General features: G+C 63.0%; 21 protein-coding genes and 1 pseudogene. 7 read left to right on the top strand and 15 right to left on the bottom strand.

The genetic code is table 11. The annotated features are described in order from the left end of the window. Nucleotides 1–77: 77 nt before the first annotated feature. Nucleotides 78–2,006, bottom strand: a complete 1,929-nt coding sequence (locus AC58EF_RS16440) for a serine hydrolase domain-containing protein (RefSeq protein ID WP_497277451.1) — start codon at nt 2,004–2,006, stop codon at nt 78–80. Between the two features lie 200 nt (nt 2,007–2,206). Next, a complete protein-coding gene (locus AC58EF_RS16435; protein WP_497277450.1) occupies nt 2,207–2,848 on the bottom strand; it encodes a helix-turn-helix domain-containing protein in 642 nt (213 codons plus the stop codon). Between the two features lie 352 nt (nt 2,849–3,200). Here AC58EF_RS16435 and AC58EF_RS16430 point away from each other — a divergent pair, with 352 nt between their 5' ends. Continuing rightward, nucleotides 3,201–3,863, top strand: a complete 663-nt coding sequence (locus AC58EF_RS16430; protein WP_497277449.1) for a helix-turn-helix domain-containing protein — start codon at nt 3,201–3,203, stop codon at nt 3,861–3,863. Nucleotides 3,864–3,921: 58 nt separating this feature from the next. Here the strand turns inward: AC58EF_RS16430 and AC58EF_RS16425 are convergent, their stop codons facing one another. The 7 genes from AC58EF_RS16425 to AC58EF_RS16395 form a co-directional block, all read right to left on the bottom strand. After that, nucleotides 3,922–5,046: a YkvI family membrane protein gene (locus AC58EF_RS16425; RefSeq protein WP_497277448.1), complete on the bottom strand. Its 1,125-nt coding sequence runs from the start codon at nt 5,044–5,046 to the stop codon at nt 3,922–3,924. Then, complete coding sequence (locus AC58EF_RS16420) at nt 5,043–6,083, bottom strand: N-acetyltransferase DgcN family protein (RefSeq protein ID WP_497277447.1); 1,041 nt, start codon at nt 6,081–6,083, stop codon at nt 5,043–5,045. Before AC58EF_RS16420 ends, AC58EF_RS16425 begins: the two co-directional genes overlap by 4 nt. A 61-nt stretch (nt 6,084–6,144) precedes the next feature. Then, nucleotides 6,145–7,431, bottom strand: a complete 1,287-nt coding sequence (locus AC58EF_RS16415) for a peptide MFS transporter (RefSeq protein WP_497277446.1) — start codon at nt 7,429–7,431, stop codon at nt 6,145–6,147. Between the two features lie 22 nt (nt 7,432–7,453). After that, nucleotides 7,454–8,467 carry a dipeptide epimerase gene (locus AC58EF_RS16410; RefSeq protein WP_497277445.1) on the bottom strand — a complete coding sequence of 338 codons (1,014 nt, stop codon included), beginning with the start codon at nt 8,465–8,467 and terminating at the stop codon, nt 7,454–7,456. Nucleotides 8,468–8,601: 134 nt separating this feature from the next. Then, nucleotides 8,602–10,578, bottom strand: coding sequence for a serine hydrolase domain-containing protein (locus tag AC58EF_RS16405; RefSeq protein ID WP_497277444.1), 1,977 nt, complete (start codon nt 10,576–10,578; stop codon nt 8,602–8,604). Nucleotides 10,579–10,691: 113 nt separating this feature from the next. Next, on the bottom strand, nt 10,692–13,409 hold the full coding sequence (locus AC58EF_RS16400; protein WP_497277443.1) for a TonB-dependent receptor plug domain-containing protein: 2,718 nt from the start codon (nt 13,407–13,409) through the stop codon (nt 10,692–10,694). A 208-nt stretch (nt 13,410–13,617) separates the two neighbouring features. After that, the gene (locus AC58EF_RS16395) at nt 13,618–15,084 is read right to left on the bottom strand and encodes a serine hydrolase domain-containing protein (RefSeq protein WP_497277442.1); all 1,467 of its coding nucleotides are present in this window, start codon (nt 15,082–15,084) and stop codon (nt 13,618–13,620) included. Nucleotides 15,085–15,230: 146 nt separating this feature from the next. Between AC58EF_RS16395 and AC58EF_RS16390 the strand changes: the two genes are divergently transcribed. Next, nucleotides 15,231–16,376, top strand: a complete 1,146-nt coding sequence (locus AC58EF_RS16390; protein ID WP_497277441.1) for a dipeptidase — start codon at nt 15,231–15,233, stop codon at nt 16,374–16,376. Nucleotides 16,377–16,421: 45 nt separating this feature from the next. On the opposite strand, the gene AC58EF_RS16385 is transcribed toward AC58EF_RS16390, so the two are convergent. Continuing rightward, nucleotides 16,422–16,883, bottom strand: a complete 462-nt coding sequence (locus AC58EF_RS16385; RefSeq protein ID WP_497277440.1) for an Lrp/AsnC family transcriptional regulator — start codon at nt 16,881–16,883, stop codon at nt 16,422–16,424. 124 nt (nt 16,884–17,007) lie between these two features. Here AC58EF_RS16385 and AC58EF_RS16380 point away from each other — a divergent pair, with 124 nt between their 5' ends. Continuing rightward, nucleotides 17,008–18,060, top strand: coding sequence for a Leu/Phe/Val dehydrogenase (locus tag AC58EF_RS16380; RefSeq protein WP_497277439.1), 1,053 nt, complete (start codon nt 17,008–17,010; stop codon nt 18,058–18,060). 71 nt (nt 18,061–18,131) lie between these two features. Here the strand turns inward: AC58EF_RS16380 and AC58EF_RS16375 are convergent, their stop codons facing one another. Next, nucleotides 18,132–18,557, bottom strand: coding sequence for an organic hydroperoxide resistance protein (locus AC58EF_RS16375; protein WP_497277438.1), 426 nt, complete (start codon nt 18,555–18,557; stop codon nt 18,132–18,134). A 135-nt stretch (nt 18,558–18,692) separates the two neighbouring features. Between AC58EF_RS16375 and AC58EF_RS16370 the strand changes: the two genes are divergently transcribed. Together AC58EF_RS16370 and AC58EF_RS16365 are read left to right on the top strand one after the other, a co-directional pair. After that, nucleotides 18,693–19,130 carry a MarR family winged helix-turn-helix transcriptional regulator gene (locus AC58EF_RS16370; protein ID WP_497277437.1) on the top strand — a complete coding sequence of 146 codons (438 nt, stop codon included), beginning with the start codon at nt 18,693–18,695 and terminating at the stop codon, nt 19,128–19,130. A gap of 61 nt (nt 19,131–19,191) precedes the next feature. Beyond that, entirely contained in the window at nt 19,192–19,947 is a 756-nt protein-coding gene (locus AC58EF_RS16365) for an autotransporter outer membrane beta-barrel domain-containing protein (protein WP_497277436.1), read from the top strand. Between the two features lie 247 nt (nt 19,948–20,194). On the opposite strand, the pseudogene AC58EF_RS16360 reads toward AC58EF_RS16365, so the two are convergent. Further along, nucleotides 20,195–20,719, bottom strand: a pseudogene (locus tag AC58EF_RS16360) (SDR family NAD(P)-dependent oxidoreductase); the annotation flags it as partial. Between the two features lie 308 nt (nt 20,720–21,027). Here AC58EF_RS16360 and AC58EF_RS16355 point away from each other — a divergent pair. Both AC58EF_RS16355 and AC58EF_RS16350 read left to right on the top strand, forming a co-directional pair. After that, entirely contained in the window at nt 21,028–22,227 is a 1,200-nt protein-coding gene (locus AC58EF_RS16355; protein ID WP_497277435.1) for an MFS transporter, read from the top strand. Beyond that, nucleotides 22,182–22,661: an MFS transporter gene (locus tag AC58EF_RS16350; RefSeq protein ID WP_497277530.1), complete on the top strand. Its 480-nt coding sequence runs from the start codon at nt 22,182–22,184 to the stop codon at nt 22,659–22,661. Before AC58EF_RS16355 ends, AC58EF_RS16350 begins: the two co-directional genes overlap by 46 nt. Nucleotides 22,662–23,126: 465 nt before the next feature. On the opposite strand, the gene AC58EF_RS16345 is transcribed toward AC58EF_RS16350, so the two are convergent. The 3 genes from AC58EF_RS16345 to tnpB all read right to left on the bottom strand — a co-directional run bounded on the left by AC58EF_RS16345 (nt 23,127) and on the right by tnpB (nt 25,736). Continuing rightward, complete coding sequence (locus AC58EF_RS16345) at nt 23,127–23,720, bottom strand: plasmid pRiA4b ORF-3 family protein (protein ID WP_497277434.1); 594 nt, start codon at nt 23,718–23,720, stop codon at nt 23,127–23,129. Then, nucleotides 23,717–25,312: an IS66 family transposase gene (tnpC, locus tag AC58EF_RS16340; protein WP_497277433.1), complete on the bottom strand. Its 1,596-nt coding sequence runs from the start codon at nt 25,310–25,312 to the stop codon at nt 23,717–23,719. The genes AC58EF_RS16345 and tnpC overlap by 4 nt, the downstream gene beginning before the upstream one ends. Nucleotides 25,313–25,379: 67 nt before the next feature. Next, nucleotides 25,380–25,736 carry an IS66 family insertion sequence element accessory protein TnpB gene (gene tnpB / locus AC58EF_RS16335; protein WP_497277432.1) on the bottom strand — a complete coding sequence of 119 codons (357 nt, stop codon included), beginning with the start codon at nt 25,734–25,736 and terminating at the stop codon, nt 25,380–25,382. Between the last annotated feature and the right edge of the window lie 118 nt (nt 25,737–25,854).

The following is a 25,854-nucleotide window of genomic DNA, read 5'->3' as shown; positions in this document are numbered from 1 at the left end:
TACCCGGCACCCTCTTTCCGACTTGATCGTATTTTCTATTTTGAGAATTTCAACCTATATAGAGATTTTTCTTAAATTCAGAAGTTCAGACCGAAGCCGATCAGGTGGAAGCCGATGGCGACCCAGAGCAGCAGCACGGCACCGGCGACCAGGACAATGCTCCAGAATTTTGCGAAGCGCGCGCCGCCACGTCGCCATGTCAGCGCGGTATAGCAAAGAGCGGCGCCCAGCAGCCCCAGCAGGATCAGCGGCGTCGCGATCTGGAGCGTGCGCAGCGCCCAGTCCAGCTCCCCATTCATCGAGGAAAAATCGCCCAGCAGCACGCTGCCGAACCATAGCCAGCAGATCAGCACCCCGACGGCCAGCCCCGCAAAGCCGCGTGTCAGCCGATAGGCACGCCATTGCGCGACGCTCTGCGCCGGACGGGCGGCATAGTGGCGGCGCACCAGCGCGACCACCGGCCAGGACAGAAAAGTCAGGAAGAAGGCGGCCAGGCTCGCCAGCAGCGCGGGCGTGATCCAGCCGGTCGACAGATACCAGGGCGCCGGTTCGAAAAGCATGTAGGGCGCCGATCCATCTAGGCCGAAACGCACCACCTTGCCCTTTTCCACCTGCGCGGCGAGCCGGGTCTTGCCGTCCCTGTCGCGCCAGACGAAGGGGGCGATCTCGATCCATGTGCGGGGCTGTCCACCCAATGCCGGCGCAGCCTTCACCTGCAGGCCGCCCTGTGCGTCCAGGCCGATGCCGATCTGGCCGCTCAGTTCTAGCGCCTTGAGGAAGCTCGTCTCCGATCGCCGCGTCCTGTTGTAGGTGCCCACCATCATGCGCGCATGATTCCTGGCCGTCGCGGCGTCGACCCGACCGTCCTTCCGGTCGAAGGGGAAATAGCGGTCGGCGAAGGCGTCGAACAAATAGCTGCGGATCGGCGCGGAGACCTTGTCCGTGCCCGCCGCGTTCATCGACATATAAATGCCGACCTTCTCGTCGGGCAGCAGCCATAGCTGGCTGTGGAAGGTCGGCGTGTCGCCCGCGTGCGACAGCGCCCGCCGGCCGTTGATATTCTGCTCGTAGAAGCCGAGCGCCATGCCGTTGAGCGGCGGGATCGACTTGAGGATGGTGTCGTGCATCAGCCGCGCCGTCTCCGGCTTGAGCAGGGCGCCGCCATTTTCGAGATGCGCGATCATGAATCGCCCCATGTCGGCGCCCGGCGCGCTCATGCCCCCGGCAGGCGCGAAGCTGTTGAGTTCCAGCGGCACCGGCTTGCCCGATCCGCGATTATAGCTCGACGCCACCAGCGACCGGAGACTGGCTGGCAACCGCTGGCTGAGGCTGGACCGCACCATGCCCGCGGGCGCGAAGATATGCCGCTGCACATAAGTCTCGAAAGGCTCGCCCGACACGCGCTGCACGATATAGGCGGCGAGCGTCGTGCCATAGTTGGAATAAGCCGGCGTCGTGCCGGGCGCGAAGATGCGCGTCGGCACCCAGCGCTTCACTGCCACATCGAGCGGCGGGATATCCTTGGCGTCATAGCTGTTGAGGCCCCGTTGCACTTCCTCGAAACCGGCGCGATGGGTCATGAGGTTGCGCATCGTGATCGGCTTGCCGAAACGATCGGGAATCCTGAAGTCGAGATAGGCGTTCACATCCCGGTCGAGGTCGATCCGGCCCCGTTCCACCATCTGCATGACGGCTGTCCACGTAATCAGTTTCGAGATCGACGCCTGACGGAACAGCGTTCTTTCCGGGTCAACGGTCCGACGCTTCGCAACATCGGCATAGCCAAAGCCGCGCTGGGTCAGGATGCGGCCATCCTTGACGACGACCACCACCGCGCCGGCGGCGTCGCCGCGCTGGAGCGCATAGGGCATATAGCCATCGAGCCAGGCGTCGACATCGGCCTTCTCCAGCATGGGCGCGGCAGAACGGACCGGTGGCGCTGTGGGCGCCATCCTTACCGCATCGCGCTGCGCCATCGCTTCTCCCGCCCAGACCAGCATTGCCATACCGATCCATCTGCACAATCCGCGCATCCCACCCCCGTCATTGCAGCTTGCCATGCATAAGCCAGACAAGAAATTTCCAATATGGAAATTTTTTCTGAAATGACAATAATGACGCGATTATGTCAATAGGCGTACGTCGCCGTTTCTGCCCGGGGAAGGATGTGGGAGGCCGGGGTGCGCGACGCCGGACGTGCGCCGCCTCAGGATGTGCCGTGTATGGGCGGCAGGTTCGATTTGAGTTCGGCGTCATTGGCCGAACAGACACATAAAATGCGGCATGGTCCTTCGCCGACCGCGACATAGGCGTGCCCCATAGAGGCATCGAAATAGACGGAATCGCCGGTCTTCAATAGCGAGGGCGCATAAATATCGCTGTGAAATTCACACTGCCCCTGAATCACGAAGGCATATTCCTCGCCAGGATGCCGCATCAGATCATCGAAATCTTCGATCGATCGGGCGCTGACGTCGAGGATCATCGGATTCAGCTGCTTGTTCAGCAATTCGGCCGATGGATAGGTATAATGGTAGGAAGCGGTCCGGATCGTCGGCCCCTGTCCCGCCGGCGTGATGCTGCGGCGGCCGAAAGGCGTATGCGCGGGCGGCGTGGCGGAGGAACCGCCGGAAAAAAGCTGGGCGATGTCGATGCCCAGCCCGCGGCTGACCTTCACCAGCTTCTCGTAGCTGAGCGACATCTTCCCGGTTTCCACCTTGGACAATGTCGAAACGGGCAGGCCGGTCTTCTTGCTCGCCTCCGCCAGGGTGAGGCCTTGAATGGTCCTGAACTCCCGCAGAAAAGCGCCGGGATTGCTGTCCAGGAGAGGCTTTTGCGCGCTTTTCATCCGTGGCCGCTTATGTCCAAACTGTGCCTCCCGTTTATCGGAGCCATTTTTTTGCGATTAGCATATAATTCCCAACCTGTCTTGCGATCGTCAAGGAGCGGTACTGCCGCTTGAACTGCGACCCGCGATGAAATTTTCCTATCAGGACAGATTTTGGTGGGCGAAGTCGGTTTGCTCTTGCAAAGCGTGCCGGGTGCAGCCTCTTAAAGAGGCGGTTCGGAGCATTTGAAGTGCCAAGATGCGGCCTTGCAGGCGCATTGCGCATTATGGCGTGGCGATGCTAGACAATGATCGGTTTTCCGAACAGGATATAAGGTCCGTTCGCGCAGGGTGACAGACAGGAGCGAATTGAATGGCAGGCGGTCGACGGACCCTGGGCGCGGTGATCACGGATCTGCGTACCCGTAATGGCTGGACATTGAAGGAAATGAGCCAGCGCTGCGGCATACCGGTGTCGACCCTGTCCAAGGTGGAGCATGACCGGCTGTCGCTGACCTATGACAAGCTGCAACAGTTGAGCGAGCGGCTGAATATCGGCATCGCGGACCTGTTCGTGGAAGCGGACGCCGCCACCCCCACGACCATCATGGGCCGTCGCAGCGTCGGGACGATCGACAATGCGGTGCGCGTCGACACCTCCAACTATGAATATTATTATCTCTGCACCGAATTGCGGCAGAAGCGGATGGTGCCCGTGGTCACGCGCATCCACGCCCAGTCGATCGAGGAATTCGGCCAGCTCGTCCGCCATTCGGGCGAGGAGTTCATCTATGTGGTGGAGGGCGCGATCATCGTCCACACCGAATTTTACGATCCGATCGAACTGAAGGCGGGCGAATCCATCTATATCGATTCAGGCATGGGCCATGCCTATGTCTGCGCGCCGGGCTATAAGGAAACGCTGACCGTCGGCATCATGTCGAGCGCGGAAGAGGATCTGTCGAACCTCATGCATGACGCGCATCATCATGTGACCCAGAATGAGGTCAAGAAGCGCGCGCCGCGCAAGGGCTAAGAGTCGCGCGAAGAGCGCATTTTCAATGCGGCACCGGCTCACCGCCCCCTAACCGCCCTTATGCTTGAAGGCCACGTTGCCGCCGCGCCAGCCGGACAAGGCCGATGGTCAGCAGCGGCAGGACATAGATGCTCAGGAAGATATAGGCGAGCGCGCGATAGCCGTTGGCGATCAGCGCGACCAGCCCCACCCGGTCGGCCACCAACATGCAGCCGGTCAGGATGACGAGCGCAATGGCGAGCCGCGCCGGATTGCCCAGCACCGCCCCGCGCCGGATATGCCAGGCCTTGGCGATCCTTTCATTGACGGCATGGACCGCGCCGGTGCCGCTTTCCAGCAATGCGGCGAAGATCATGAGCTGGAACAGCAGATGAAAGGCCGGGCTGCCGAGTTGGCCCAGCAGGAAATCGGACGGCAGCACTTCCTGCGCAATGCCGGGATAGAAGGCGATCATGCAGATGAAGAAGGCGATGGCCGGCGCCATGGCCAGCGGCCCGGCGATCAGCCCCGCCGCCACCGCGTCGCGATCCGACGTCATGTGACGTAGCACCGGCAGGATCACGACCGCGCCGATGATATTATAGCCCGCATAGGTCAGGCCACCCAGCGCCCAGCCATTGGCGGAAGCAGGCACCGCAAATCCTTCCCCGATCCGGTCGCCGAATCCGGCAAGCGCGAGAATCAGGAACAGCGCATAAACGCCGTAGAGCAGGAAGGAGACCCATTTGAACAACTGCTCCACCGAGGCATTGCCGAAGGTCGCGAACAGGCCGATGCCCGCCATCAGCACCAGCGTGCCGACGATCGGCGCGATGCCCAGCGCCGCCTCCGCGATCGCTCCCGCCGCCGCGCCGAAAACGGCGAGGATCAGGATTATGAAGAGCAGATAGCCGATCTCGAAAATCACCCAGCCCCGGCCCAGCAGCGCCTCGAAGAAACTGCGATAATCGCGCGCGCCGACCATGCGGGCGAAAAGAAAGGTGACGGCGGCGACCGCGCTCCAGATCAGCATGGCCAATATCATGCCGGCCAGGCCGCCCCACGGGCCGCTGGGCAGGAAGAATTCCGCCAGTTCGCGCCCCGTGGCATAGCCGCCGCCGATGATGACCGCCTTCAGCGCAAAGCCGGGCAGGAGAAAACGCTGGAACCAGCTCGCCCCCCTTTCTCCCCCTGCGCCGCTCATGCGAGGCAGGCGTCCAGCAGCCGGTCGAAGGCCGGGCCGCGCCGGATCGGATCGGCGACCGGATAACCCAGTTCGGCCGACAGGCGATCGATTTCGGCGGCAGCCGCCGCGTCATCGAGGGAAGAGGTATTGAGACTGATCCCCGCGCAGCGGATCGCCGGATTGGTGAGCCGCCCCATCGCGATGGTCTGCTCGATCACTTGCGGGATGGAGGGCAATGTATAGCCGCTCACGCCCATTATCTCGGTGCGGCCGACCTCATGACAGACGACGAACAGGTCCGGCTGGCTACCGTGCAGCAGGCCCAGCGACACCGTCGCATAAGAGGGGTGGAACAATGACCCCTGCCCCTCGATCACGTCCCAATGGTCCTGCGGCGCATCGGGACTCAATATCTCGGCCGCGCCGGCAAGGAAATCGGATACCACCGAATCCATCGGCACGCCCGATCCCGCGATCATGATGCCGGTCTGGCCGCTGGCACGAAAATCGGCGTCGATTCCGCGCGCCCGGAATCCGTCGGCGATCGCGAGGGCGGTATATTTCTTGCCCAGCGCGCAATCGGTGCCGACGGTCAGTAGTCGCTTGCCACTGCGCTTGCGTCCGGTGGCGATAGGCACGGGTGGCGGGGTGCGCACGTCGATCAGGCGCCGCCCCGCCTGCGCCGCCGCCTGGGCAAGGCGTGGGAAGCTTTCCAGTTTCGCGTGCATACCGCTGACCAGGTCGAAACCCGTTTCCAGCGCCTCGACCAGCGCGTCCATCCAGTGGTCGGGTATGACGCCGCCTACATTGGCGACACCGATGACGAGCGCGCGCGCGCCCCTCTCCTTCGCCTCCGCCGGGGTCAGGTGCGGCAGTCCCGCACTGACGGTGCAGCCCGGCAGGCCATATTCGCCTATGCAAAGGTCCGGCGCCCAGTCGGCAAGGCCCAGTGCGGTCTTGGCGAATCCACGTTCGGTCGCGTCGCCAAGGAACAGCAGATAGGGGCGGGGCAGAACCAGCGTACCCATGTCAAACCCGCCTTGCTGCATCGTCATATCCTGATATCCAATAATTTCCTAATAAGGACATTATGATCCTGATCAGAAAATAATCAACCTATTTATCGCTCCAACTTCGATCGATACGACGAATTGGCCGATCGAGCAGCCGGAGCAGAAATGCCGCCAGGCAAGCCAGTAGCGACAACAGGGCGAAATAGACGCCATGGGGCATATGGCTCCACAGCGCGCCCACCAGCCCGGCCCCCAGGCTTCCCGCGAAAATGGTGAGATACCAGGCGGCGACCGTGGTCGCGCCGAGGCGCGGCGGCGCGAGCCGGGCGAACAGGCCCAGACCCGAAGGCAGGATGAACAGCTCCCCCACCGTGAAGATGAGGAAGAAAAGCGCGAGCCAGAACCAGCCGGCCTGTCCCTCCCCCGCCTGCCAGGCCACTGCTGCGAGCAGGACATAGGCCAGCGCGACCATCAGCGCGCCTTGCGCCATGCGCCGCGCCGGGGCCGTATCGCGCCCCGCCGCCGCCCGCCGACGCCACAGCGCCAGCAAGGGCGGGGTGAGCAGCATGACGAGCAGAGGATTCAGCGACTGGAACCAGGTCATGGGAATGGTGACACCGCCCAGGCCGCGATCGACACCGCTGCCCGCCCAGAGCGCCACCGTATTGCCGACCTGTTCATAGGCGCCCCGGAACAGGGTGACGCACAAGCCCACCGCCGCCAGCACCAGCCATGTCTGGCGATGGCCGGCGGCGGCGGTCGCTGGCGCGGCCTCTATCGCCATGACCGACGTCGCCCGTTCGGGCGGCAGATGCTTCTGTCCCAGCAGATAGATGGCCAGCCCCGCGAACATGCCGATCCCGGCCGCGCCGAACCCATAATGCCAGCCATAAAGCTCGCCCAGCGTCCCGCAGATCAGCGGCGCCAGGAAACCGCCGATATTGATGCCGACATAATAGACATTATAGGCCCAGCCCCGCCGCGGATCACCGGGCGCGTAAAGGTCGTTGATCTGGCTCGGCAGGCTGGGCAGGAACAGTCCGTTGCCCAGCGCGATGGTGGCGAGCGCCAGATAGAAAAGCGGCTCGAACGCCATCATGAAATGGCCCGCCGCCATGATCGACGCCCCGATCGCCACGGCGCGGCGCTTGCCCAGCCAGCGGTCTGCGATCACCCCGCCGACGATGGGCGTGAAATAGGCGCAGGCGGTGTAGGCGCCGTAGACGAATGAGGCTTGCGCCTGCCCCAACATCAGCTGCCGGGTCATATAATAGACCAGCAGCGCCCGCATACCGAAATAGGAGAATTGTTCCCACATGTTCGTGAGGAACAAGATGGTCAACCCCGGCGGCTGGCCGAACCAGCCGCGCGCGTCTCTTGATGCCTTCACTGACTGACTGTCCCGACGCCGATCACGCCGCGTCCGGGCTTTCCCGGCCCCACATGCGCTCGTCGCACCAGGCGGTGCCGTCCTCGTAGCGGATGGCGGGATCGCGGTCGCGGCTCAGGAAGATCGGACCGTCCAGATCGCAAATGTCGCAAAGCTGTCCCAGCAGGAAACTGGGCGCCATGCTGAGCGTCGAGCCGCCCATATTGCCCACCATGACGCCGAGGCCGGCAGCCTTCGCCGCACGGGCGATCATCAGCCCCTCGGTCAGGCCACCGCATTTGTCGAGCTTGATATTGACCACGTCGAACCGGCCGACCAGTCCCGGCACATCGTCCAGCGTCAACGCGCTTTCGTCCGCCGCCAGCGGGATGGGCGAACGATAGCCGTCCAGATCGGCTTCCCGTCCGCGCGCCAGCGGCTGCTCAATCAGGGAGACGTTGGCGGCGACCATCGCCGCCACGAGATTGTCCAGTTCGCTGTCGGCAAAACCCTGATTGGCGTCGACGCCCAGCCACACATCGGGCCGCGCGGCGCGGATCGCCGCGACACGGGCGATGTCGAGATCGAGATCGCCGGTCAGCTTGACCTTGATCGCGCGGACCGGGCCGAAGGCGAGCGCCGCCTGCGCCATCTTCGCCGGATCGTCCGCGCCCAGGGTAAAGGTCGTGACGACGGGCCTGGGCGCCTCCAGCCCGGCCAGCGCCCAAACCGGCTTCCCCGCGCGCTTCGCCTCCAGTTCCCAGAGCGCGGCGTCGACCGCGTTGCGCGCGCCGCCGGCGGGCAGGATGGATCGCAATTCCTCACGGGTCGGCCCGGCCTCGATCGCGGCGCGGGTCCGCTCCAGTTCGGCCAGCATATGCGGCTGCCGGTCGTCGAGATAATAGACGCCATCGCCCTCCCCCCGGCCGCTATGCGTCCCGTCCGACAGGGTCGCGACCACGCAGTCCAGCCCTTCGAACACATAGCCCGAAATGCGGAACGGCGCCTTGAAATCGAGCCGTTCGGCCGTCACGTCGAGGGTAAGAGCAGTGGTCATGTTGGGAAACTCCTGAAGCAATCGGGGCGCACGCCGCCCCGCGCCCGCGCATCCAGCACGGGCGAAGAAGAGAAAGTGATCTGGAAAGCGGGCGAGGCTGGACGGCGCTACACCGCCCGGCCTCGCCCCGCCGCCTACCAGTTGGCGCCGAAGCTGATCAGGTGGAAGGCGAGCGCCACCCACAGCATGATGATGGTGGCGGCCAGCAGCAGCACGCTCCACAGCTTGCCGAACCGGCCGCGCCTGTTGCTGAAGGCCAGATAGGCGTTCCAGCCGGCCACGCCGACGAAGCCGAAGAAGAGCAGCAGCCCCGCAATCTGGTTGAACCAGATAAGACCAGCCGAGGTCACATAATCGCTCGCTATGGCGACGACGGCCACCCAGCTGCCAAGCAGCGCCAGCACGCCCCAGGCGCAGGCGGGAACGACGCGGTGGAAGGTCAGGTCACGGCCCGTCAGTTCCAGCTTCGCGCCATAGCGCTTGCGGGTGATGGCGCCGACGGGCCATGCGAGCGCGGTCAAGATGATGATGGCCAGCGCCGCGATCGCCAGTGGCTTCAGCCAGGCGGTGTTCTTGTACCAGGGCACCGGGTCCCAGACCATGATCGGCGCGACCGGGCCGTAGAAAACGCGCGTGACCTTGCCATTTTCGATCCGTGCCGCAAACTGGTCGCCATCCTCGGTCGACTGCCATATATAGGGCGCGACCTCGATCCATTTGCGCGGCGCGCCGCCGATGGTCTTGAAGGCAGGGATGGACAGCTTGCCGTCCTTGTCCGTGCCGATCTGCATCTGGCTGACGAAGCCCATCATCGCCGCCCAGTTTTCCACCGGCGCACGGCTGCTGGCATAGGTGCCGGCGACCTGCGCCGCATGATCCTTGGCCGTGGCCAGTTCCTTTGGCGTGGGCGTGACCGGCGCAGGGAAGTAGCGGTTGGCGAACTGCTTGAAGAAGCTGTTGCGGATCGGACCGACCGCGCCGTCCTTCCCCATACTGTTCAGCGAGATGTAGAGGCCGACATTCTTGCTGGGAAAGAGCGACAGGTCGGAATGGAACCAGCGCGTGTCGCCGCCATGGGCGATGGCGCTGATGCCGTTGATCTTCTTCTCGTAGAAGCCGAGCATCATGCGGTTGAGACCAGGCAGCGGCGCGTTGGCGGGCGCGTGCATCAGCTTCGCCGTTTCGGGCTTCAGCAGCGGGCCGCCATTGTCGAGGTGCGCGATCATGAACTTCGCCATGTCAGCGCCGCTGATCGAGGAACTGCCGGCAGGCGCGACCGACACGATCTCGAACGGCTTCGCCTCGCCCGATCCCAGCTGATAACCCTTGGCCATGTGCGGCTGGAGCGCGGCCGGAAGCGGCTGGCGGAAGCTCGCATATTTCATGCCGAGCCGCTGGAAGATGTTGCGTTCGATATAATCGTCGAATGGCAGGCCACTGACCCGCTGCACGATATAGCCGGCCAGCGCGGTCGCATAGTTGGAATAGGCCGGGGTCGAGCCGGGCGCATAGACGCGGTGCGGTGTCCAGCGTTTCAGCACCGCTTCCAATGTCGGAACATTCGTGTTCTTGCCGATCAGATCGCGACCCGCCTCCTCGAAGCCGGGCGTGTGCGTCATGATATTGCGCAACGTGATCGGCTTGCCCTCATAGGGCGGAATCTTGAAGTCGAGATATTGGTTGACGTCGGCGTCGAGGTTCAGCTTGCCGGCCTCCACCTGTTGCATCACCGCCGTCCAGGTATAGAGTTTCGACACCGAACCGGGACGGAAGAGCGTGGTGGCGGGATCGACCGGCTTGCGCGCGGCGACATCGGCATAGCCGAAACCACGCTGCGTCAGCACCTGCCCGTCCTTGACGATGACGACCACCGCGCCGGCGATATCGCCCCGCGCCAGCGCATAGGGCAGGAAGCCGTCGAGCCAGGCGTCCGCATCCTGCTTCGTCAGGATATGCTGCCCGTCAACGGATGGCGCCACCGGCACCACGGCGGTGGGCTTCGCCGCCGGTTGCGGGACCAGCGAGGGCGCATCGACCGGCGCCTGTTGAGCCACGGTAACGCCGCCGGCCAGCGCCAATGCGCCGGCGGCCAGATATTTCATCCATCGCATGATGCTGCGCCCTTTCCTGTTGATCTTGTTTGAGAAATATTCCGTCATGACCGGAGCCAGCGCTGCGGATGGCCTGTCCGGCGAACCCGCCGCCGTCCGGGTCGCCGTCGCGATCAGAAATTCAACTTCACGCCGCCGGAGAAATAGCGGCCGATCACGTCGTAATTGGCATTGGTATATTGGGACATCGGCGGATCGCGATCGAACAGGTTGTTGACGTTGCCGTAGAGGGTGAAGGCCCCGACCTTGAAGCGGACGCCGAAATCGACATAGGTGCGGCCGCCAATGACGTTGTTGATCGGCAACTGGCCATTAGGGCCGGGGACAAAAGTATATTTGCCGCCGCTGACATGACGGACGCGCAGGTCGACGCCGAAATGCGCGTCATCATAGCCGACCGATGTCGTCACGCGCCATTTGGGCGTGGAGAAGAGCGTGTCGCCCCCGACGATGCCCGCACGATCGGTCGTGGTCACGCCATCGTCGATCAACAATTCCATGACATGGGTCGCCAGCGACCGGACGGTTACGCGCCCTGCCCCCAACGGCATCTGATAGGCCGCCTCGATATCCAGCCCCTTAGTCTTATACTGGGCCAGGTTGCGATAGGTGCGCAGCACCGAGACGAGGCCACCATTGGCGTCGCGCTCGATCAGGCCGCCGCACAGATTGTCGCCGGGGTTCTGCGCCGCGCAAAGATTCAGCACATCCTGCGTTGCCAGCGTCACGATCACCCCGTCGATCTTGATCCGGTAGAAGTCCACCGATAGGCGCAGCCCCGGCACGAAACGTGGCGAATAGGAGCCTCCCAAGGTCAATGTGTGCGAGATTTCCGGATCGAGCGCCGGATTGCCGCCGGTGTAGCTGAACACGTTCAGCGCCACCGAATTGTTGCGGAAGGGATCCTGCACATTGCCGATGTTGGTCGCGCGGCCCAGATAATATTCGTTGATGCTGGGCGATCGGATGTCGCGCGAATAAACGGCGCGCAGCAGCAGGTCATTGACGAGGCGCAGCGTGCCGCCCGTCTTCCACGACCAGATGCCGCCGCTGGTGCTGTAATCGGAATAGCGGGCGGCGCCGTTCACCTCCAGCTTGGCCGTATCCGCCACGTCGAGCAGCGGCACGGCGACTTCAGCGAAGAATTCCTTGACGTTGAAGCCGCCATTGGTCGGCGCATAGTTGAGCGTCGCGAAGGCCCGCGCCGCCGACAGTGCATCGATGGAATTGGTGACGAATTCCTCCCAGCGGAAATCGCCGCCCAGGGCGAGGTCGACCGCCCCGGCCCAGGTCGAAAAAGGCTGGCCACTGAGGCTGAAGCCCGCCGCGTCCAGCTTGGTCGTGCTGGTCGAGGAGGCGTCGCCAAAGGCATAGGCGCGGCCGGCGTCGCTAATCTTGCCGCTGCCGAGAATGTCGATCGGCACACAGGCGGCATCGTCATTGGCCGTGCTGGCGTCCGCATTGACGCGGCAGACCGGGCTGCCATTGACCAGCACCGCGTCGATCGCCTTGTTGAAGCGGGCGGTGATGCGTTGGTTGGCCAGCGTCTGCCGGTTCCGCAATTCGCCATGGTCATAATAAAGTTTGTAGCTCCAGCCATTGCCGAAACTGCCGTCCAGACCGATCGCCCCTTCGAGGTTGCGGCGCGCATAGTTGAAGGTCAACATGCCGTCCTGACCGACATCGTCCAGAATGCGACCGATAATGAAGGGGCCGGTGACGCCGGCAGTCGCCAGTTGGGACCTGGCGGTCGCGGTCAGAAAGCCATTATCCGGTTGGATCACGGCAAGCGGCGTTTCCGGGAAGAAAGTGAAGTCGCCGGCCATGCGGTTGTAGCTGCCGTCGACCCAGATTTTCAGATTGTCGGTCAGGTCGTAGCTGACATGGGCGAAGAGGTTGGTCCGCTCATAGGGCGTGCTGACCGACACATAATCATACACGCTCTGCCCGCCACCGCCGACGGTCTGCTGGCCGAATGTCTCGCTGCCCAGCGGCAGCGGGCCGACCGATCCATCCGGATTGAACACCAGATTATAGGGCGCTGCGGACGTGCTGAGGATCGACCCGCCGCGATTGAGAATGGTGTAGTTGACGTCATTGGTCAGGACCAGCTGGCCGTCGGCGCGCTGAAACAGGCCGGAATTCAGGTTCGGCCGGTCATCGCGATCGAAGGCGCCCTTGCTCTTGAGATATTCGCCGCCGATCATGACATGGCCGCGATCGTCCGCGAATTTCATGCCCCACGCCGCATCTCCGCCGAAGCGATAGCCGTCGCCGCGTGACGACACGCCGCTATTCGCGCCCATTTTCCAGCCGGTCAGTTCATCGTCCAGAATGACATTGACCACGCCCGCCACCGCCCCCGATCCCCAGGCGGCGGATGCGCCGCCGGTCACGACATCGACCCGCTTGATCAAATTCTGCGGCACGCTGTTGAGGTCTGCGCTGCCAGTGAAACGGTGACCGTTGAGCAGGGTCAGCGTCCGCACGGCGGTCAGCCCCCGCAAGTCGGCGGGCGACGCGGCGGCCGTGGTGTTGCCGGTGGTGGTTTCCGGCGTAGCGGTCGGCCGGAATTGCGGAATATCGTTCAGCGCTTGGGCCAGGCTGGGCCGGTCGCCTTGCTGCAATTGCTCAGCCCCCAATATCGTGGTGGGCGTGGGCGCGTCGAAGCCTTGCCGCTGGATGCGCGATCCGGTGACGATGATCTCAGACTGCACGGGGATTTCGGATTCCACGGCCTGTTCCGCCGGCTGCCGGGCCAGGGCGGGCGACAGGCCTGCGATCCCCGCCAACGTGGTGCCCGCGAGCCACGACAAATGATTGGACTTCATGCTCATACCCCTTTGCACCCGAAGAAGAGCGCAACACGCCAAGGCCGTCCGCTTGCATCCGCCTATTTTCCGCCTGACGTGCCCACTTCCTCCGATTCAACTTGGAAGGATAGGAACATTATTATTAGGACAATTCAATCCTAAATGAGATATAATTGTCATATTAGAAAAATAAAATGACCGATCGCTTGATCGGCGACGCCCGATCTCATTTCCCCTGCCCCGGCACCAGATGATAGGTGACATGCGGTTGCGACCCGAAGGAGATCCGGGGATCGTTCAGCGCTCCATAAAAGAGCAGCCGATCAAAGGGGCCGCCTGCCCGTGCGCCCGTGACCTGTTCGTAGAGCGCCGGCCCGATCTGCTCCCAACGGCTTTTCCGACCCTGCGCTTCGACGAGCAGGCCGTGATCGCCCTGGACCGAAATCCTGAGATCGCCCGCCGGATCGGCGGGCTTGGCATAGTCGCGTCGGTTGACACGATAGGTGCCGACCGGCGGCTTCGCGCCCGCCTGCGTCCAGCGCGTCGCCGGAGCCTGCGGAAAGAGGCGGCCGATGATCGCATCGCTCAGTTCCGTGCGCGCGCCATAGCTGCCCTGCCCACCCGTCATCGACACGAAGAAACCGAAATCGGCCTCTGGCGCGAGCAGCAGATAGCTATGGAAGTCCATGGTGTTGCCGCCATGACCGACAAGTCGCGGCCCCGATTCGCGCGCGACCATGAAGCCATGCGCCATGCCCGGTAGCCCCGGCGCGTTGGCGAGCGAGTCGCTTTCTAGGAAACGGACCGAGTCCGGTTTCAGGATGCGCGCGCCACCCAGCGCGCCATTGCCCAGCATGGCCAGCATGAAGCGCGCCATGTCCGGCGCAGTCGACGCAGCGGAGCCGGCCGGCATGATCTTGTCGTAGCGCTCATAGGGTTTGGCCTTGTAACGCCCATCGACCAGCGCATAATCCAACGCCATATGCGCGGCATTGTCGCCCGTCAGCGGCTCGCGGAAGGTGGAGCTGGCCATGCCGAGCGGCTTGAAGATATGATGCTCGACATAGTCTGGGAAGGACTCGCCCGACACGCGCTCGACGATATAGCCCGCTAGCGCCGCACCATAGTTGGAGTAGGAAATCTCTCCGCCCGGTGCCCAGAGGCGTGGAGGAATATGGGTCTTGAGGAAGGATTGATAGGCCTCCTCCTTTTTCCACTCACCCTCGGCATAGGACAGGTCGCTCATGCCCACGGCATGGGCGAACAGGTCGCGCACCCTGATCGGCCTGCCATCAAAGGGCGGAATCGCATAGTCGATGTAGCGATTTACGTCGGCATCCAGATCGACCTTGCCCGCCTCCACCTGCTGCATCAGCGCCGCCCAGGTAAAGAGTTTCGACACCGATCCCGGCCGGAACAGGGTGCGCCGCCTATCCACGCGAACGCCTTTGTCGACATCGGCAAAGCCATAGCCGCGCGTCATCATTACCTTGCCGCGATGAACCACGGCGATGACCGCGCCCGCCACTTCCCGCTGCGCGATCTGCTGGGCCAGGATGCCGTCGATAAATTCGGGCAGGCCGGCAAGCCTGGCCCGATCGATGGAAACCGACGCCGAAGCCGCAGGCGTTTTCGCTAGTGCTGCAGAACTGGCCGGGACCAACAGGAGCGCAGCAGCAGCAGCGCCGCCCAAGGTCCATTTCCATCCGCGCCTATTTCCATGGCCGCAATGCAACATGCCGAACCTCTCATATATTCTCGTTTTAGATATTATTTTTCTATACAGGATCAATCATTCGCGGCAAACTCTTTTCCAATCCGATAAAATGGGAGTGAGAGATGGACAGGAAGACAGGTGTTTCGCGGCGGCAGATGCTGACAGGCGCCATGACGGCGACGGCATTTGCCTTTCCGATGATCAATGGCGGCCTCTATCCGGCCCATGCCGCGTCACCGCGCCGCTATTCCAGGCGCGTGACCGACTTGGTGAAGGAATCGCTTATCATCGACATGCTGGCGCCGTTGACGCTGGATTTTCGTCCCCAAACCTATGCAGGGCCGGTAAGTGAGAAATGGGCGGCCGACTTCCGTGCAAGCGGCATCACCGCCTTTCACAACAGCATCGGCATAGGCGGCCCGGACGCGCGGCAACAGACGCTGCAATGGCTGCTGGCATGGACCGGCTTCGTCGCACGCAACCCGCATCTCTTCCAGGGTGTGGGCCTCGGCGCAGACCTGGACCGCGCCAAGAGCGACGGCCGCATGGCCGTCATCATGGGGCTACAGAATAGCGATCATTTCAGCACGCCAGAGGATGTGAAGACATTCTATCAACTGGGCCAGCGGGTGTCGCAACTCACCTATAACAGCCAGAACCGGATCGGGTCAGGTTGCACCGACCGGATCGATGGTGGCCTGTCCGATTATGGCGTCGCGATCGTCGCGGAAATGAACAAGGTCGGCATGGTGGTCGACGTGTCCCATTGCGGCGACAAGACGACACTGGACGCCATCGCCATGGCCAGCGGTCCGATCGCGATCACGCACAGCAATTGCCGCGCGCTCAACAACCATCCTCGCACCAAGACCGACGAAGCGATCAAGGCGCTAGGCGCCAAGGGCGGCGTCATGGGAATTACCGGCGTGCGCAATTTCCTGACCGCCAAGGAGCCGACGACAATCGCCAATCTGGTGGATCAGATCGACCATGTCACCAAGCTGATCGGCATCGACAAGGTCGGCATCGGATCGGATGCCGACATTTATGGCTATGACGATATGGAGCCGACCGCCTATGCCAAGCTGAAGGCGGGCTATAAGGGCAGCTATGCGTTTCGCGACAAGATCGACACCGACGGGTTCGACGATCCGCTCAAGATGTTCAATCTTGTCGAGGAGATGGTGCGCCGCAACTATTCGGACGATAATATCCGGGCGGTGCTGGGCGGCAATTTCCGCCGGCTTCTGGGCGCGACCTGGAAGTGAGGACCGATGTCGGTGCGGCGGGGCACGTCAGCGTCCCGCCCTCTGTCAGATCGGCAGTTCGTTGGTCGATTTAATCTCCGACAGGGCCACCGTCGAATTGATTTCCTGCACGCCGGACAATTTGCTCAGCCGTTCGAAGAAGAAGCGTTCATAGGCTTCGATATCCTTCGCGACGATCCGCAGCATGAAATCCATCGTGCCCATCAACACATAGGCTTCCAGCACTTCGGGAAAGCCGCGAATGGCCGCGCTGAATTCATCCAGATTGGCGCGGCCATGGGCGTTGAGCTTCACCTGCGCGAAAACCTGGGCGTTGAGGCCGACCTTGCGCCGGTCGATCACCGCCACGCGCTTGCGGATCAACCCTTCCCGCTCCAGCCGGTCGATGCGACGCCAGCAGGGCGATGGCGTCAACCCCACCTTCTCGGCGATCTCCGCCATTGTCTGGCTGGCATCGCGCTGCAATTCGCGGAGAATCTTACGCTCGAAATGGTCAAGATCGATCATATTTTCCTCAATATCGAATTATTCGGAATAAATCTTCCCCATTTGCGGCAATTGGTCGTTAAATCGGGCAAGATTCTTCCCTGCCTACAGCCGATAAGCCTCGCGACACACAAAGGAGAAGACCATGGTCGCCCGTCCCGCCCGCCTGAACCCACCGATGCAATCGGTGCGCCTGCTCGATCCCGAAAGCGGCCTGGATGGCGTCATCGCGATCCATTCCACAGCGCTCGGGCCGGGGGCAGGCGGATGCCGATTCTGGCATTATCCCGATCTGGAGGCGGCCTTTGGCGATGCCTGCCGGCTGGCCGAAGGCATGAGCTACAAGAATGCGCTGGCCGACCTTCCCTTTGGCGGGGCCAAGGCGGTATTGCGCCAGCCCGACGGCCCGTTCGACCGCGTCGCCCTGTTCCGCGCCTTCGGCCGCGCGGTCGAGAATCTGGGCGGCCTTTATGTCACGGCGGAAGATGTCGGCACCACGGTCGCCGACATGCGCGAAGTGTCGACCATGACGCGCCATGTCGCCGGACTGGACCCGGCGGGCGACCAGGCGGGCGGCGATCCGTCCCCCTGGACGGCGCTGGGCGTGTTCGAAGCCATGCGGACCGCCGCCCGCCTGACATTGGGCGCGGACCTGTCCGACCTCACCGTCGCCGTCCAGGGCACGGGCAATGTCGGCGCGAGCCTGTGCCGCCGCCTGGCCGATGCCGGCGCGCGGCTGGTCATTGCGGATATCGACCCGCGCCGCCGCAATGCGTTGGGCGCGGTGTTGGATGCACAGGTCGTCGATGTGGAGGAGATCGCATCGGTGGAGGCCGACATTTTCGCGCCCTGCGCGCTCGGCGGGGCGCTTACAGCGCAGAGCGTGGCGATCATGAAGGTGCGGCTGGTCTGCGGCGCGGCCAACAACCAGCTTGCCACGCCCGACGTCGCCGACCGGCTACTGGATCGCGGCATTGTCTATGCGCCGGACTATGTCGTCAACGCAGGCGGGATCATCAGCGTGTCGGCCGAATATCTGGGCGAAGACCGGGCAAGCGTCGCAGCGCGCGTCGATCAGATCGGCCCGCGCGTCGGCGCGATACTGGAACTGGCGCGCAGCGAAAGCCGATCGCCGGCGCTGGTCGCCGACGAAATGGCCGAACGGATCATCGCTCAGGCTGATTGCCGGGCGGCCTGAGCCACGACATTATGATGGCTGTGGCCCGGACCGTGTCGACGGTCCGGGCGCAAACAGTTCATCGTCAACGATCAGGCAACGGTCAGGCCGACATCGATATTGCCGCGAGTCGCATTGCTGTAGGGGCAAATCTGGTGCGCGGCAGCGACCAGCTTTTCCGCATCGGCACGAGCGACGCCCGGCAGGTCGACCAGCAGGTCGGCGGTGATGCCGAAGCCGCCTTCCGAACGCGGCCCGATACCGACCGTCGCGGTGACTTTGGTTTCGGCGGGAACCTTCAGCTTGAGTTGCGCGCCGGCAACCTTGAGCGCGCCGATGAAGCAGGCCGAATAGCCGGCCGCGAATAATTGTTCGGGATTGGCGCCGTCGCCCCCGGCGCCGCCCAGTTCCTTGGGCGTGGACAGCTTCACTTCGAAGCGGCCATCCTCGGTACGGGCATGGCCGTCACGGCCGCCGACGGCGGAAGCGGCAGTGCGATATAATATGTCAACGGACATCATCTGGCTCCTTGTATATTGCGATATTAATTATCGCGGTATTTTTCATCTAGCGAACCGAAGACCCCTTGTCCACAAGAATATTTGTTGCGATATGAATTTTCGTGATATCAGGATCGCGAAAGGAAATATGCCATGTCCGCCGTGCTGCCGCTCGACAGCCAACTCTGCTTTTCGCTCTATGCGACGAGCATGGCGATCAATCGCCTCTACAAGCCGATGCTCGACGAACTGGGCATCACCTATCCCCAATATCTGGTGCTGCACGCCCTTTGGGAACGGGATGGACGCACGATCGGCGCGATCGCCGAACGGTTGACGCTGGAATCCAGCACCGTGACGCCGCTCGTCAAACGGCTGGAGACGGCGGGCCTGGTTGTCCGCGAGCGCAACCCCGCCGACGAGCGACAGGTGCAGGTGCGTCTGACCGAACGGGGAGCCGCGCTACGCGAAACATGCGGCTGCCTGGGCGAAGCGTTGCTCGCCCGGTCGGGCATGGACGTGGAGCAGTTGAAGGCGCTTCATCGGCAGGTGCAGCAACTAGGAGGGGCGCTGCGCGACGGCGGCGTATAGATTTTTCCGGTTCAACTTGAACCGGAAAGATTCTCACGGTCCATGCCCATTGGGCGTCGTTATGATCGGAGAGAGAAAGCCATGGAAAGCTGGACGGCAGGGGCGTGCGCGACCACCGTCGAGATGCCGGCTCAGCGTCGTCAACTTTGCACCTGACTCTGGCGGGCGCCAGCGGATTGGAGCGCTGCAATCCCGGACCGAGGCGAACGGCATTCTGGCGGGCCTGGTCGCCCAGGGCGATCTCAGCGGCTTCAACATCGCCGCCTCATTCAGCTATGACGGCAGCAAGGCCGACACGAACCGCACGCTCCCGGGCGGCGGCAAGGTCAGCAGCCATTACCGCCTGCGCAGCTGGACGGCCGATATCTCGATCGGCCACGCCTTCGGTATGGGCGATGGCTGGAGGCTCGAACCCGAAATCGGCTTCACCCATATCTCTTCGCGTCGTGGCGGCGCGAACGAGACAGGCGATGGCGTGTGGGCGCTGGACGTCGATGCGCGGCGGACAAAAGCCAACTTCCTGCGCGGGGCGCTGGAACTCCACGGCTCGACCGAAGCGCGGATCAGCCCTTGGCTGTCCGCCGGCGTCCTGCATCAGCTGAGCGGTACAAGGTCGGTTGCGACGGCCTCCTATATCGGCGTTCCCGACGGCCTTGCCATTACCGGCGCGAACCGCAGCGAGACGCTCGCCACGTTGGGCGCCGGATTGAGCCTGAGGACGTCGTCAACCGCCACACTATATCTGGGGGCCAATAGCGAGTTCGATGCGCAGAGCAGTGGTCAGAGTGCAACCGTGGGCTATCGCATCCGCTTTTAAAATTTGGTGCATATCCACAGCGGCCTTGAAGACGTTCCGCTGTTCGCCGGGGGAGGTGTCGTCGGAACCACATAACCAGGGCGCGCGGCGTTAAATCGGACGCAGGTCGTGCGCTCTCATTCCTTGTTATAGCATGGTTTTTCGCGCAAAATCGGCTCCCGATCTTCGCGCGCGCACCATCTCTAATCAACCAGCCGCTCGAGATTCCGGCCGCGTTCATACGGATGCCCTGAGGCCCCAGTTCCTTGGCCAGCGCGATGGTGAGGCCGTTGACCCCCAGTTTCGCCAGGCCATAATAATTGCCGCCATACCAGGCCGCCGCCGAGGACTGGTTGATGATGACACCGCCTCCCCGCGCCTTGAGCGCGGGATAGGCTGCCCGTGTCATCAAATAGACGCTCTCGAAATTCACCGCCATGAAGCGATGATAATAATCGAGGTCGATCTCCATCCACGATTCTCGTCGCATACCCGCGAAGATCGCCGCATTGTTGATGAGAAAATCCAGCCCTCCGAACGCCTTGACCGTTTCCTCGACGCACTCGGCGCAGGACGCTTCCGACGACACGTCGGTGCGCAGGGCGATGGCCCTGCCGCCGCTTGCAGCGATGTCATCGGCCACGCGCGGCGCATTGTCGAGGTTGATTTCGGCGATCCTCACTGCCGCGCCTTCCGCAGCCAGTGCCTTGGCATAATGTTCGCCGATACCCTGCCCCGCCGCCGTAACGATTGCCACCTTATCCTTGAAACGCTTTATGGCTTTACGATCCATAATGCCGCCCCGGGACGCGCAAGGCGGAGGCAAAGGATCGAGCGGCGGACAGGTGAACACCGCAAAGATCGGCCAAGATCACGCTTTCTGCTTTGGAAGATTGTGGAAGATTAGCCCGCAATCGGGGAAAAAGCGGAGTCAGAAGTGCCGCATTGACAGGCATCCGATAGCTGTTGCATCGGTTAATCTGCATGACGATCCGGCGCGCACGCTCAATGACGTCGCTCCATAGGAAGGGAAACGACTTGCCTGAAGCAGGATCAACTGCCCCTGACGCGACGGACGAAACCCCAGGCAGGGCCGAAGACATGATGGCACCGTTGCGGGAACCGGTTTTCCGCCGCATCTGGATATCCAGTCTCTTTTCCAATCTCGGCCAACAGATGCAGGCCGTCGCCGCCGCCTGGACGATGCTTCAGATCACGCATAAGGCCGATTTGGTCGCGATGGTGCAGACGGCCGCCATGTTGCCCATCATGTTGCTGGCGATCGCCGCGGGCGCGGTGGCCGACATGTACGATCGCAGGCGAGTCGCGCTCGCGGCGCTGATACTGTGCCTTGGCGGCGCGAGCCTGCTGGCGGCGGTGGCGGCGGCCGGGCTGATATCGCCCAGCCTGATTCTGCTGTGCGTTTTCATAACCGGCACGGGCATTTCGCTCTACTCGCCGGCCTGGCAGGCGTCCGCTGCGGAAATCGTCGGCGTCCGGGCGATGCCCGCCGCCGTCGCTCTCTATTCGCTGTCCAACAACGCGGCGCGCAGCATCGGGCCGGCGCTCGGCGGCATCGTCATCGCCGCGTCCGGAATGGTGCTGGCCTTTTCGCTGAACGCGGCACTCTACATTCCCATCATCGTCGCGCTGTTCCTGTGGAAGCGCAAGGCCGTGCCGCCGCGCCTGCCGCCTGAGCGGCTGGATCGCGCAATGCAGGCCGGGTTGCGCTACGTCTATCATTCGCCGCCGATCCGCCGCGTGATCCTGCGCGCCCTGATCACCGCGACGGGTGGGGCGGCGGTCTATTCCATGATGCCGCTGGTGGCGAACGGCATCCTGCATGGCGGTCCGGGAACCTATGGCATCCTGCTGGGCGCCTTCGGCCTGGGAGCGGTGGCCTTCGCCCTGACGATGGGACGCATTCGGACGCGCTTTGCTTCGGAAACCGTCGTCAGGGCCTGCTCGATCATTCAAGGCGCATCGCTCCTCATTGCCGCGTTCAGCCCGTTTCTGCTGCTGACCGCGACGGCGATGCTCGCAGCTGGCGGCGTCTGGATGATCCTGATCTCAAGCTATAATGTGTCGGTGCAACTCAGCGCGCCACGTTGGGTGAGCGGCCGGGCGCTCGCGACCTTCCAGGCGGCGATCGCGGGGGGCCTTGCCGGGGGAGCGATCCTCTGGGGCCGGATCGCGACTGATCATGGCGTTACGGCCTCGCTGATCGTCGCCGCCCTGCTGATGCTGCTCAGCCCATTGCTGGGCGGACTGCTCGCCATGCCGGAAGATGTCGCGGCATAGGCCGCACCGCCCGTCGGCGGCGATCCCGTGGTCCAAATGGCCCTGACCGGCCGCAGCGGCCACTGGCGATCAAAATCGAACATCATATCCGAAATGACGATGCCCGCGCCTTTTACCATGCGATGCGCGAAGTGCGCCGCTCGCGCGAGCGGAACGGCGCCTTCAACATGACGTTGGCGCGCGATATCACCGACCCGGAATTGTGGGTCGAACGCTTTCACTATCCTACATGGAACGACTATCTGCGCGCGCGCGACCGGCCGACAGTGGATGACCGCCAGCTTCGCGACCACGCCGTCGCCTTCCATATCGGCAGCGAGCCGCCACGAGTGCGGAGTATGCTCGAACGCCCCATTGGATCCGTTCGCTGGCGCGAGGATGCGCTCGATCCAGGCGAAGTCATGCCGCTTCCCCCCTCGATCACTTCGGGATGAGGGACGCGGGATTGGGGTCTCGGGGCAGATAGACCCGCCCCCCGCGCCGGAAACAATCGCGAAGGCAGGCCCGGGGCGCTAGCTAACAATATAATCTCCATCAGAAAACCGATGCGGGATCGCTTCCACTCATTTAGAACGGATAGGCCTCGATCCTGGCTGGCGGGGCGCTGTTAGGGCAGGAAGAAGTGGCTTGCTGCGGGTTTGGAGCCTTTTCCAAGCAGATGGAATCTGCTTCTGACTCGGAAAAGGCGGCAAGACAAAAGACTAGAGCAGCCGCGCCGATGCAATCGGTTCGGAATCTGCTCTATTGGACACTGAGATAAGATGCTTTCACCTGTGGGACAAAGTCGCCACGGAGGGCTTTTTTCGTCCCTCAAGACCGAGCGGATCGGCAAGAAGATCTACCGGACAAGAGCCCAGGCAGGGTAAGCGCCGACGGAAGGTGGCGTTGACGCGGGCCAGTCAGGCTTTTCGGCGTGTCCGCGGCGCCCATTTTTTCGCGAGCGCTTCCAACCTCGCTTCGATCAGGGGTATATCGGGCTTGGCGTTGGGATCATGGTCGTCGCCGAGGGTCTCGAGCGCTTCTTCATGATATTCATGCTGGGGGTCGCCGAGCGCTTCGAGCTTTTCGGCATAGCCCCATGGGCCGCCACAGTCTTCTGGCGGCCTCATGCCTACTGCATCGAGGATGAGCGGATATGTCAGGTGCGGGCTGGCCGCGCTGACGCGCTCGATCTTGACGCTATGCTCCCAGGCATCGCCAAAGTCGTAGAGATATTGGAAGGTCTTGCGTCTCGTATCCGCCAGGACCTGAGCGAGGGTGGCCTTACGGGCGTCGAGTGGCCCGTCGAAGCCATATTCTGGATCGGGGATGCCAAAGCCGGTCTGCCCGAAGCTCATTTCCCACAGGTGAGAGTCCGTCCACGAGAAGGCGGTCTGGATGACGGTGTGCAAGCGGTCGAGCCGGATATTGAGCGGCACCTCCAGCGTTCGGCTGACGGCCGGCGTGACATCGTCCAGCGTAATCTTCATCCGCACCACAGTGGCGTTGCTCACGCAGCCTTCTCCAGATCGTTGGTCAGTCTTGATGCCTGCCAGTTCCACGGCAGGAAGTCATCGATCCGATTGATCGGATGGCTGCCGATGCGCTCGATGACGTCGGTAAACCACGCTTCAGGCTCGACGCCGTTGAGGCGGCATGTACCGGCCAGGGAGTAAAAGAGCGCGGCCGCCTCTCCCCCCTTCATGGAGCCGACGAACATCCAGTTCCGACGCCCGAGCGCGACACCGCGCAGGGCGTTTTCCACAAGATTGTTGCTGATCTCGAGCCGACCGTCGTCGCAGTAGCGGATCATGGCCTGCCAGCGGTTGAGCGGATAGCGACACGCACGCGCCAGATTGCTGTCGGAAGACAGGCCACGGTTCTGTGTTTCGAGCCAGACGCGCAGCGCCTCCAGCTTCGGCACCGCCTTGATCTGGCGGATGCGTCTCCGCTCATCGGGTGGCGCACCCTTGATATCGCGCTCGATGGCGAAGAGTTCGGCGATCCGCACGACCGCCTCCGCCGCGATTGGTGACGGGCTCTTTTCCAGTATGTCGGTAAATTTTCTGCGACTGTGACTCCAGCATCCAACTTCGACGATGTCCCTGGGAGCCTTGGTTTTGGGGTCGCGGTAAAGCGCGTTATAGCCCGTAAAACCGTCCGCCTGGAGATACCCCTGATAGCGGGCGAGATGTTCTGCCGGATGCGCTCCGCCACGATCTGCGCTGAAGCGGAAGGCCACGGCAGGTGGGCTCATATCACCGCTTGAACGATCATCGCGCAGATACACCCAGAAGTGCCCGGTCCGGCTGCCATCGCCATTGCCCAACAATGTGACCGGCGTGTCGTCACCGTGGATCTTGGCGGCTTCCCGAATATAGGCGAACAACCGCTCGCCCAGCGGCGCCAGCAGCCATGCCAGTTTTCGCGCCCAGCGGCTCATCACATCCCGATCAATGTGAAGCCCAACGCGGCGGAAGATTACCGACTGCCGATGCCAGGGCTGGTGATCGACAAAGCGATTGACGACGAGGTGGGCCAGCAAGGCGCTGCTCGCCATCACCTTGGGCAGCGGCAGATCGACAGCGGGCGCTTGTCGGACCTGTTCGCAGGACCGGCATGCCAGCCTGGGCCGGACATGGCGGATGACGCGGAAGCGTGCAGGGACATAGTCGAGGACCTCGGTGACGGCCTCGTCGATCTGCACTGACGGTCCACTACAACCTGCACTGCACGGGCCGGGCTGATGATCGACGGTCTGACGCGGGAAGTGTGCGGGAAGCGGAACGCGGCCGCCGGATTTGCGGGCTGATTTCATCACGGGCGGCGCCGACACCTCATCGTTTGCAGGTTCCGGGGCTTCGACCTCCTCGAACATCAGCCTCAGCTGGGCGATATCCATTTTCTCGGAGCTGCGGCCGAACTGGACGCGCAGCAGCCGCGCGACACGATGCTCGAGCTTTTCGATCCGCAAGGTCTGGGCTTTGAGGGTGGCTTGCGCCGCCGTCAGTTCGGCCCGTTCCTGCTCCATGACATCGGCCATCTCCAGCAGCATTTTCTGCAGGAGGATTGGGTCTGTGGGAAGGCGATCAAGGGCGAACCGCATGCCGCCGATAATAGCCGAAGCCCACGGCAAAGCCTACATAAAATGGTGGTTTTCCTGATCTTTTTGGCTATGCGAGCCTCGGTGTGATCACCTCGTCGTGGACGATCGCCTGCTTCCAGTTCAGCCCTTCGACGAGCATCGCAAGCTGGGCTGCCGACAGGCGGAGCGCGCCCTCATGAGCACGAGGCCACACGAACTTTCCGCGCTCGAGACGCTTCGCATACAGGCATAGCCCGGACCCGTCCCAGACCAGGGCCTTCAACCTGTCGCCCCTTTTCCCGCGGAACAGGAAGACCGCCCCCGAGAATGGATCGAGCTGAAGAATATTGCGCACCTGCGCCGACAGCCCGTCAAACCCCTTGCGCATGTCGCATGGCGCCAGCGACAGGTAGATTTTCGTCGAAGGCGGGAACGCCAGGCTCAATGGTCCAGCTCCCGCAGGACATCGAGCACCTGTTCCAGGGCGGCTGAGAACGGCGGAGCAATATTCGACCACGGTAGCGGCGGGATAGTCCTGCTGCGGGCGGCGTAAAAGTCGTCCA

Source organism: Sphingobium sp. WR1 (assembly GCF_059693745.1).
Note: the sequence above shows the minus strand (reverse complement) of the source record. Positions and strands in the feature narration are given on the sequence as shown.